The following is a 9,463-nucleotide window of genomic DNA, read 5'->3' as shown; positions in this document are numbered from 1 at the left end:
CGGTCCTGCGTGAAAAGGCTGCGCATCCGCGCCTTCACATCGCGCAGCGATGTCGCCCACAGCTCCAGTGTCGCCTCGATCGATGCGCCCGCCATCCACGGCCTCCTTACCATGGAGACCTATTGATCCAGAGTTCCGATCAATATGCAACTGTAATGCTAAGCCATAGCGCACGGCGGGTTCATGGCCGCTGACGGCCGGTATCGACGCCATGAAGGCTGGTCCCGGCCGCCAGCGGCCGGGAAGCATCGCCACCGGCACGGCGGCGGCCATCTGATCGATATGGTCCGAGAAGTAGGGGGCCAGTGCCCCCTTCCCCTTCGCTACTCGGTAGCATCGACGACATGGGCTCCATCAGACTGGCTATAGGCCCGGTCGAGATAGTGGTTCGCGATGATATAATGGGCTCGAACCGCCGCGGGGTGGGTCGCCTTCTGGGCCAGTTCGAGTTCGGTTTCGGCACGCTGGTAGAAATAATCTTCTTCAAACTCAGGGGACGTCATTTCAGGTCTCCGGGGTCCCATCGGCACGCTGATGCGCGGCGCGCGTCCGGGATCTTCTCCAATGCGCGTATATGGTTGGGAGAGCTTATCGGTTCCCGTCACCGGTCTCACGGGCTCTCCATTCGCCGCAAAAGCCGGTGTTCCGTCACGCGTCGCCTTTCGACGCGTCACACTCGCTAGTCAATCGGGGACTTCCCGTATGGCCGCCCGTATGGCCGCCATGAAAAAGCCGCCGCCCGATTGCCCGGACGGCGGCCTTTCATTCCGTGGTGATCCGGACGACCGATCAGTCGTTCAGATACTCACCGGCATCGGCATCGGTGCCATGGCCCGACGGCACGACCTCGGCCAGCGGATCGCTGCCCGTGCCGGCGTCGTCACGCGGCGAACGGGCGTTTTCCGCCGCCCGCTGCTCGGCCGCGCTGACCGGCGCGACGATCACCTCGGCCAGCTTGCGCTGCTGCGCGCGCAGCGCCGCGTCGCGGCTGGAGGCCGCCACGCGCAGGCGGTTCATGCCCGCACCCGTGCCCGCCGGGATCAGGCGGCCGACGATCACGTTTTCCTTCAGGCCCATCAGCGTGTCGTGCTTGCCCTGGACCGCCGCCTCGGTGAGGACGCGGGTAGTTTCCTGGAACGACGCCGCCGAAATGAAGCTGCGGGTCTGCAAGCTCGCCTTGGTGATGCCGAGCAGGACGGGCTTGCCCTGCGCCCGTGCCTGGTTCGCGTCGAGCTTCTCGTTGATCGCGTCCATTTCCTCGCGATCGACCTGCTCGCCCTTCAGCAGCGTGGTGTCGCCGCCGTCCGTGATCTCGACCTTCTGCAGCATCTGACGAACGATCGTCTCGATGTGCTTGTCGTTGATCTTCACGCCCTGGAGTCGATAGACTTCCTGGATTTCGCTGACCAGATATTCGGCCAGCGGCTCCACGCCCATCGTTTCCAGAATGTCGTGCGGATCGGGCGAGCCGCCGATCAGGTTGTCGCCACGCTTGACGTAGTCGCCTTCCTGAACGTCGATCACCTTCGACTTGGGCACCAGATATTCGACGACCTCGCCGCCATCCTCGGGCTGGATGCCGATCTTGCGCTTCGCCTTATAGTCCTTGCCGAACACGACGCGGCCCGAGACCTTGGCGATGATCGCCGAGTCCTTGGGAACGCGCGCCTCGAACAGTTCGGCGACGCGCGGCAGACCACCGGTGATGTCGCGGGTCTTGGCCGACTCGCGCGCGACACGGGCCAGAACGTCACCGCCCTGCACCTGCGCCCCGTCCTCGACCGAGAGCGTCGCACCCGGCGCCAGCATGTAGCGACCGGCCTCGCCCGAATTGTCGTCGAGCAGGGTCATGCGCGGACGCAGATCCTCCTTCGACTTGGTCGAGGCGCGGTATTCGGTGACGACGCGCTGGGCGATACCCGTCGCTTCGTCGACCTGCTCGGTCAGGGTCTTGCCTTCGACAAGGTCCTGGAACTTCACAGTACCGGGGTTTTCCGTGATCACCGGCATGGTGAACGGATCCCACTCGGCCATGCGGTCGCCCTTCGACACGATGTGCCCATCGTCGAACAGGACATACGCACCATAAGGGATGCGATCGACCGACAGCTCGCGACCGTCCAGATCGACGATCGCGATCTCACCCGAACGGCTGAGCACCACGCGACGACCGCGCTGGTCCTCGATGATGCGCAGGTCGCGGAACTGGACGGTGCCGTCCACCGCCGCTTCCAGGTTCGACTGCTCGTTCAGCTGCGCCGCGCCACCGATGTGGAAGGTACGCATGGTCAGCTGCGTGCCCGGCTCACCGATCGACTGCGCCGCGATAACGCCGACCGCTTCGCCGATATTCACCGGCGTACCACGGGCAAGGTCACGGCCATAGCATTTGCCGCAGACGCCGACCTTCGATTCGCAGACCAGCGGGCTGCGGATCTTGACCGACTGGGTGTTCGCCGCCTCGATCCGCGCGACCATCGGCTCGTCGAGCAGCACGCCCGACGGGATGATGACTTCGCCGGTCTTGGCGTTGACGATGTCCTCGGCCGTGGTGCGGCCCAGGATACGCTCGCCGAGCGACGCGATGGTCGAACCGCCCTGCACGATCGCCTTCATCTCAAGGGCGCGGGTGGTGCCGCAATCCTCTTCGATGATGACGCAATCCTGGCTGACGTCGACCAGACGGCGGGTCAGATACCCCGAGTTCGCCGTCTTCAGTGCCGTGTCGGCCAGACCCTTGCGCGCGCCGTGGGTTGAGTTGAAGTATTCAAGAACGGTCAGACCTTCCTTGAAGTTCGAGATGATCGGCGTTTCGATGATCTCGCCCGACGGCTTGGCCATCAGGCCGCGCATCCCGGCAAGCTGCTTGATCTGCGCAGGGGACCCGCGAGCGCCCGAGTGGGCCATCATGTAGATCGAGTTGATCGGCTTTTCGCGGCCGACCATCGGGCCGTCCTCATAATGCCGGACCGCCTTGATCTCGTTCATCATCGAGTTCGCGACCTGGTCGCCGCAACGGCTCCAGGCGTCGATCACCTTGTTATACTTCTCCTGCTGCGTGATCAGGCCGTCCTGATATTGCTGCTCGAAGTCCTTCACCTGCTCGCGCGTCTCATCGACCAGACGATCCTTGTCCGGCGCGATGATCATGTCATCCTTGCCGAACGAGATGCCGGCGCGGAACGCGTGCCGGAAGCCCAGCGACATGATCGCGTCGGCGAACAGCACCGTCTCCTTCTGGCCGGTGTGGCGATAGACCTCGTCGATCACCTCGCCCACATCCTTCTTGGTCAGGACGCGGTTGACGACGTCGAACGGCACCTTGTGGCTCTTGGGCAGGCACTCGCCCAGCAGCATGCGACCCGGCGTGGTCTCATAGCGCTTGAGATACTGGTTCCCCTGCTCGTCGGTCTGCGGCACGCGGCTGATGATCTTGGTATGGAGGGTGACGGCCCCGGCGAACAACGCCTGGTGCACTTCCTCCATGTCCGCCAGCATCATGCCCTCGCCCGGCTCCTTCTGCTTCTCCAGCGAGAGATAGTAGAGGCCCAGCACCATGTCCTGCGACGGCACGATGATCGGCTTGCCGTTGGCGGGCGACAGGATGTTGTTGGTCGACATCATCAGGACGCGTGCTTCCAGCTGCGCTTCGAGCGACAGCGGAACGTGGACGGCCATCTGGTCGCCGTCGAAATCGGCGTTGAACGCCGAGCAGACCAGCGGGTGAAGCTGGATCGCCTTGCCCTCGATCAGCACCGGCTCGAACGCCTGGATGCCCAGACGGTGGAGCGTCGGCGCGCGGTTCAGCATGACCGGATGCTCGCGGATCACCTCGTCCAGTATGTCCCAGACTTCCTTGCGCTCCTTCTCGACCCACTTCTTGGCCTGCTTCAGGGTCATCGACAGACCCTTGGCGTCCAGACGGGCGTAGATGAACGGCTTGAACAGCTCGAGCGCCATCTTCTTGGGTAGGCCGCACTGGTGCAGCTTGAGTTCCGGGCCGGTCACGATGACCGAACGGCCCGAATAGTCGACGCGCTTGCCGAGCAGGTTCTGGCGGAAGCGGCCCTGCTTGCCCTTGAGCATGTCGGACAGCGACTTGAGCGGACGCTTGTTGGCGCCCGTGATCGTGCGGCCGCGACGGCCGTTATCGAACAGCGCGTCGACCGCTTCCTGCAACATGCGCTTTTCGTTGCGGACGATGATGTCCGGCGCACGCAGCTCCATCAGGCGCTTCAAGCGGTTGTTGCGGTTGATGACGCGGCGATACAGGTCGTTCAGGTCCGAGGTCGCGAAGCGGCCACCGTCCAGCGGCACCAGCGGGCGCAGCTCGGGCGGGATGACCGGGATCACTTCCAGGATCATCCATTCGGGACGGTTGCCCGATTCGATGAAGCTTTCGACGACCTTCAGGCGCTTGATGATCTTCTTGGGCTTCAGCTCCGACTTGGTCGTCGCCAGCTCTTCGAGAAGCTGCACGCGCTCGCCCTCGAGGTCGAGGCTTTCGAGCATGATGCGGACCGCTTCCGCGCCGATCCCGGCGGAGAAGGCGTCCTCGCCATATTCATCCTGCGCGTCGAGCAGTTCGTCCTCGGTGAGGAGCTGGAACTTCTCCAGCGGGGTCAAGCCCGGCTCGATGACGATATAGGCTTCGAAGTACAGCACGCGCTCGAGCTGCTTCAACTGCATGTCGAGCAGCAGGCCGATGCGGCTCGGCAGCGACTTCAGGAACCAGATATGCGCGACCGGCGCCGCCAGTTCGATATGGCCCATCCGCTCGCGGCGGACCTTCGACACCGTGACCTCGACACCGCACTTTTCGCAGACGATGCCCTTGTACTTCATCCGCTTGTACTTGCCGCACAGGCATTCGTAATCCTTGATCGGACCGAAGATGCGCGCGCAGAACAGGCCGTCACGCTCGGGCTTGAACGTGCGGTAGTTGATCGTCTCGGGCTTCTTGATCTCGCCGAACGACCAGGAACGGATCTTGTCGGGCGACGCGATGCCGATCTGAATCTGGTCGAAGGTTTCCGGCTTGGCCACCGGATTGGCGAAGTTGGTCAGTTCGTTCATCTTGCTTTCCTCACAGGGAGGGAAAATTCATCGGGCGAGCTGGAAGGGTGGCCGGTGGGGCATGACGCCCCACCGGCCCACCGCCGCTTACTCCGCCGCTTCGGCCAGACCGTCGTCCTGGGCGTCTTCCATCGACTTGAGGTCGACGTTGAGACCCAGCGAGCGCATTTCCTTGACCAGCACGTTGAAGCTCTCCGGGATGCCCGCCTCGAAGGTGTCGTCGCCCTTGACGATCGCTTCGTAGACCTTGGTGCGGCCGACCACGTCGTCCGACTTCACCGTCAGCATTTCCTGGAGCGTGTACGCCGCGCCGTACGCCTGCAGCGCCCACACTTCCATTTCCCCGAAGCGCTGGCCACCGAACTGCGCCTTGCCGCCCAGCGGCTGCTGGGTGACGAGGCTGTACGGCCCGATCGAACGCGCGTGGATCTTGTCGTCGACCAGGTGGTGCAGCTTGAGCATGTAGATGATGCCCACCGTCACCTTGCGGTCGAACTGGTCGCCGGTGCGCCCGTCGAACAGGTCCGACTGGCCCGAGGTGTGCAGCCCTGCCAGCTCCAGCATCTCCGACACGTCGCTTTCGCGCGCGCCGTCGAACACCGGGGTCCCCATCGGCACGCCAGTGCGGATGTTGTGGACCAGCTCGGCGACTTCCTCGTCGTCCCGCGCCTGGATGTCCCCGGCATAGTGATCGCCGTAGATCTCCACGAGCCGCGCCTTGACCGCTTCCGGCACCGCGCCCGGCTTGGCGTCGGGATTGGCTTCGCGCCAATCCTCAAGCTGCGCCGCGACCTGCATACCCAGGTTGCGCGCCGCCCAGCCGAGATGCGTTTCGAAGATCTGACCGACGTTCATGCGCGACGGCACGCCCAGCGGGTTCAGCACGAGATCGACCGGCGTCCCGTCCGCGAGGAAGGGCATGTCCTCCTGCGGCAGGATGCGGCTGATGACGCCCTTGTTGCCGTGACGGCCGGCCATCTTGTCGCCCGGCTGCAGCTTGCGCTTCACCGCGACGAAGACCTTGACCATCTTCAGCACGCCCGGCGGCAGTTCGTCGCCACGCTCCAGCTTGTCGCGGCGGTCATGGAACTTGTCCGTGATCCGCTTGGCGGCTTCGTCATACTGCGCCTTGACCGCTTCCAGATCGCTCTGGCGCGCATCGTCGGCGACGGCGAACTTCCACCATTCGTGACGGTCGACCGACTCCAGCACCTCGGCATCGATGACGATGCCCTTCTTCACGCCCTTTGGCGCGGCGGTGACGGTCTGGTCGAGCAGCATCTCGCGCAGGCGGCTCCAGGTCGCCCGGTTGAGGATGGTGCGCTCGTCATCGGCGTCCTTCTTCAGACGCTCGATCTCCTCGCGCTCGATCGCCATCGCGCGCTCGTCCTTGTCGATGCCGTGACGATTGAAAACGCGCACGTCGACGATCGTACCGGCCACACCCGGCGGCAGGCGAAGCGAGGTGTCGCGCACGTCGCTGGCCTTTTCACCGAAGATCGCGCGGAGGAGCTTTTCTTCCGGCGTCATCGGCGATTCGCCCTTCGGCGTGATCTTGCCGACCAGGATGTCGCCCGGCTCCACCTCGGCCCCGACATAGACGATACCCGCCTCGTCGAGGTTGCGCAGCGCCTCTTCACCCACATTGGGAATGTCGCGGGTGATGTCTTCCGGCCCGAGCTTGGTGTCGCGCGCCATGACTTCGAACTCGTCGATATGGATCGACGTGAACACGTCGTCCTTCACGATCCGCTCGGAGATGAGGATCGAGTCCTCATAGTTATAACCGTTCCAGGGCATGAACGCGACGAGCGCGTTGCGGCCCAGCGCCAGCTCACCGAATTCGGTCGAAGGACCGTCGGCGATCACGTCGCCCGCGCGGACAACATCGCCCACCTTCACCAGCGGACGCTGGTTGATGCAGGTCGACTGGTTCGAACGCTGGAACTTCATCAGCGTGTAGATGTCGACGCCCGACTTGTCGGCATCGACCTCACCCGTGGCGCGCACCACGATACGCGCCGCATCGACCTGGTCGACAATACCGGCACGCTTAGCCGCGATCGCCGCACCCGAGTCGCGCGCCACCGTCTCTTCCATGCCGGTGCCGACGAAGGGCGCTTCCGCCTTCACCAGCGGCACGGCCTGGCGCTGCATGTTCGAGCCCATCAGCGCGCGGTTGGCGTCGTCGTTTTCCAGGAACGGAATGAGCGAGGCGGCGACCGAGACGAGCTGCTTGGGGCTGACGTCCATCAGGGTGATCTGATCGGGCAGCGCCATCAGGAACTCGCCCGCCTGACGCGCCGAGACCAGATCCTCGGTGAAGCGGCCTTCGGCGTCGGTGGCGGCGGACGCCTGTGCCACGGTGTGCTTCTGCTCCTCCATCGCCGACAGGTACACGACCTCGTCGGTCACCTTGCCGTCGATCACCTTGCGGTACGGCGTCTCGATGAAGCCGTATTTGTTGACGCGGGCGAAGGTCGACAGCGAGTTGATCAGACCGATGTTCGGGCCTTCCGGCGTTTCGATCGGGCAGATGCGGCCATAATGGGTCGGGTGAACGTCGCGGACCTCGAAGCCCGCACGCTCACGCGTCAGACCGCCCGGCCCGAGCGCCGAGACGCGACGCTTGTGCGTCACTTCGGAGAGCGGGTTGGTCTGGTCCATGAACTGCGAGAGCTGCGACGACCCGAAGAACTCGCGCACCGCGGCGACCGCTGGCTTGGCGTTGATCAGGTCGTTGGGCATCACGGTCGAGACATCGACCGACGACATGCGCTCCTTGACCGCACGCTCCATGCGCAGCAGGCCGACGCGATACTGGTTTTCCAGCAGCTCGCCCACCGAACGCACGCGGCGGTTGCCGAGATTGTCGATATCGTCGATCTCGCCCTTGCCGTCCTTCAGGTCGACCAGCGTCTTGACGACCGAGAGAATGTCCTCGGTGCGCAGCGTGGTAACCGTGTCCGGGCAGTCAAGGTCGAGGCGCATGTTCAGCTTGACGCGACCCACGGCCGACAGGTCGTAGCGGTCGGGATCGAAGAACAGGCCCGAGAACAGCGCCTCCGCCGTCTCCAGCGTCGGCGGCTCACCGGGGCGCATGACGCGGTAGATATCCGACAGCGCCTGCTCGCGCTCTTCGGCCTTGTCGGCCTTCAGCGTGTTGCGAATCCATGGGCCCGTCGCGACATGGTCGATGTCGAGCAGTTCGATCGTGTCGACGCCCGCCTTGTCCAGCGCTTCCAGATTCTCGGCGCTGATCTCGTCACCGGCTTCGACGTAGATTTCGCCGGTCTGCTCGTTGATGAGGTCATAGGCCGAGTAACGGCCGAAGATTTCCTCGGTCGGGATCAGCAGCTGCGACAGGCCATCCTTCGCCGCCTTGTTGGCGGCGCGGGGGCTGATCTTCTGGCCGGCGGGGAACACCACCTCGCCCGAATTCGCATCGACGATGTCGAACATCGGCTTGGCGCCGCGCCAGTTCTCGACCTGGAACGGGATCTTCCAGCCACCATCGCCGCGCACGAAGGTCAGGCGGTTGTAGAAATAGTTGAGGATCTCTTCCGAGTTCATGCCCAGCGCATAGAGCAGCGCCGTCACCGGCAGCTTGCGCTTGCGGTCGATACGGACATTGACGATGTCCTTGGCATCGAACTCGAAGTCCAGCCACGATCCGCGATACGGGATCACGCGCGCGGCGAAGAGATACTTGCCCGAGGCATGGGTCTTGCCGCGGTCATGGTCGAACAGCACGCCCGGCGAACGGTGCATCTGGCTGACGATGACGCGCTCGGTGCCGTTGATGAAGAAGGTGCCGTTCTCCGTCATCAGGGGCATGTCGCCCATGTAGACGTCCTGCTCCTTGATATCGATGACCGACTTGGCTTCGGTGTCGGGATCGACCTCGAACGCGGTCAGGCGCAGGGTGACGCGCATCGGCGCGGCATAGGTGATGCCCCGCTGGCGACATTCCTCGACGTCGAACTTCGGGTCCTCAAGGACATAATCGTCGAAATCGAGATAGGCGGTGCCGGCGAAATCCTGGATCGGGAAAACCGAACGCAGCGTCTTTTCAAGCCCGGAGACATGGCCCCGCGACTTGTCCGACCGCAGGAACTGTTCGTAGCTTTCCCGCTGAACCTCGATCAGGTTCGGCATCTGCACCACTTCGTGGATGTCGCCGAAAACCTTGCGGATGCGCCGCTTGGCGGTACCGCCATCGCCCTTGCGCGGGGCGGAGCCGCTGTCGATCGCCTTGGTTGCCATGGATCTGTCTGCCTCGTCAGCCGTATATTCGCTGCCCGGAAACCTCCGGGCGGGACGCGACGCAAGGACGCCGAAAGGCCGCTCGCAAAGATCTGCGGCGGCATCCGGCGTCCGTTGAACC

Annotated in this window: 3 protein-coding genes; all 3 read right to left on the bottom strand. The window is 64.0% G+C overall.

The genetic code is table 11. From position 1 onward, the window contains the following. Window positions 1-323 precede the first annotated feature (323 nt). Window positions 324-503: a hypothetical protein gene (locus RN629_RS03810; protein ID WP_407033933.1), complete on the bottom strand. Its 180-nt coding sequence runs from the start codon at window positions 501-503 to the stop codon at window positions 324-326. A gap of 286 nt (window positions 504-789) precedes the next feature. After that, window positions 790-5,076 (bottom strand): DNA-directed RNA polymerase subunit beta', encoded by a 4,287-nt coding sequence (gene rpoC, locus RN629_RS03805; protein ID WP_407033932.1) that lies wholly within the window; start codon window positions 5,074-5,076, stop codon window positions 790-792. Between the two features lie 87 nt (window positions 5,077-5,163). Further along, complete coding sequence (rpoB, locus tag RN629_RS03800; protein ID WP_407033931.1) at window positions 5,164-9,342, bottom strand: DNA-directed RNA polymerase subunit beta; 4,179 nt, start codon at window positions 9,340-9,342, stop codon at window positions 5,164-5,166. Window positions 9,343-9,463: the final 121 nt, after the last annotated feature.

The organism is Facivitalis istanbulensis (genome assembly GCF_040560405.1).
In the GTDB taxonomy this organism is placed as follows: domain Bacteria; phylum Pseudomonadota; class Alphaproteobacteria; order Sphingomonadales; family Sphingomonadaceae; genus Sphingomonas; species Sphingomonas istanbulensis.
The sequence above is the reverse complement of the archived record's forward strand: the minus strand, read 5'-3'. Positions and strand labels throughout refer to the sequence as shown.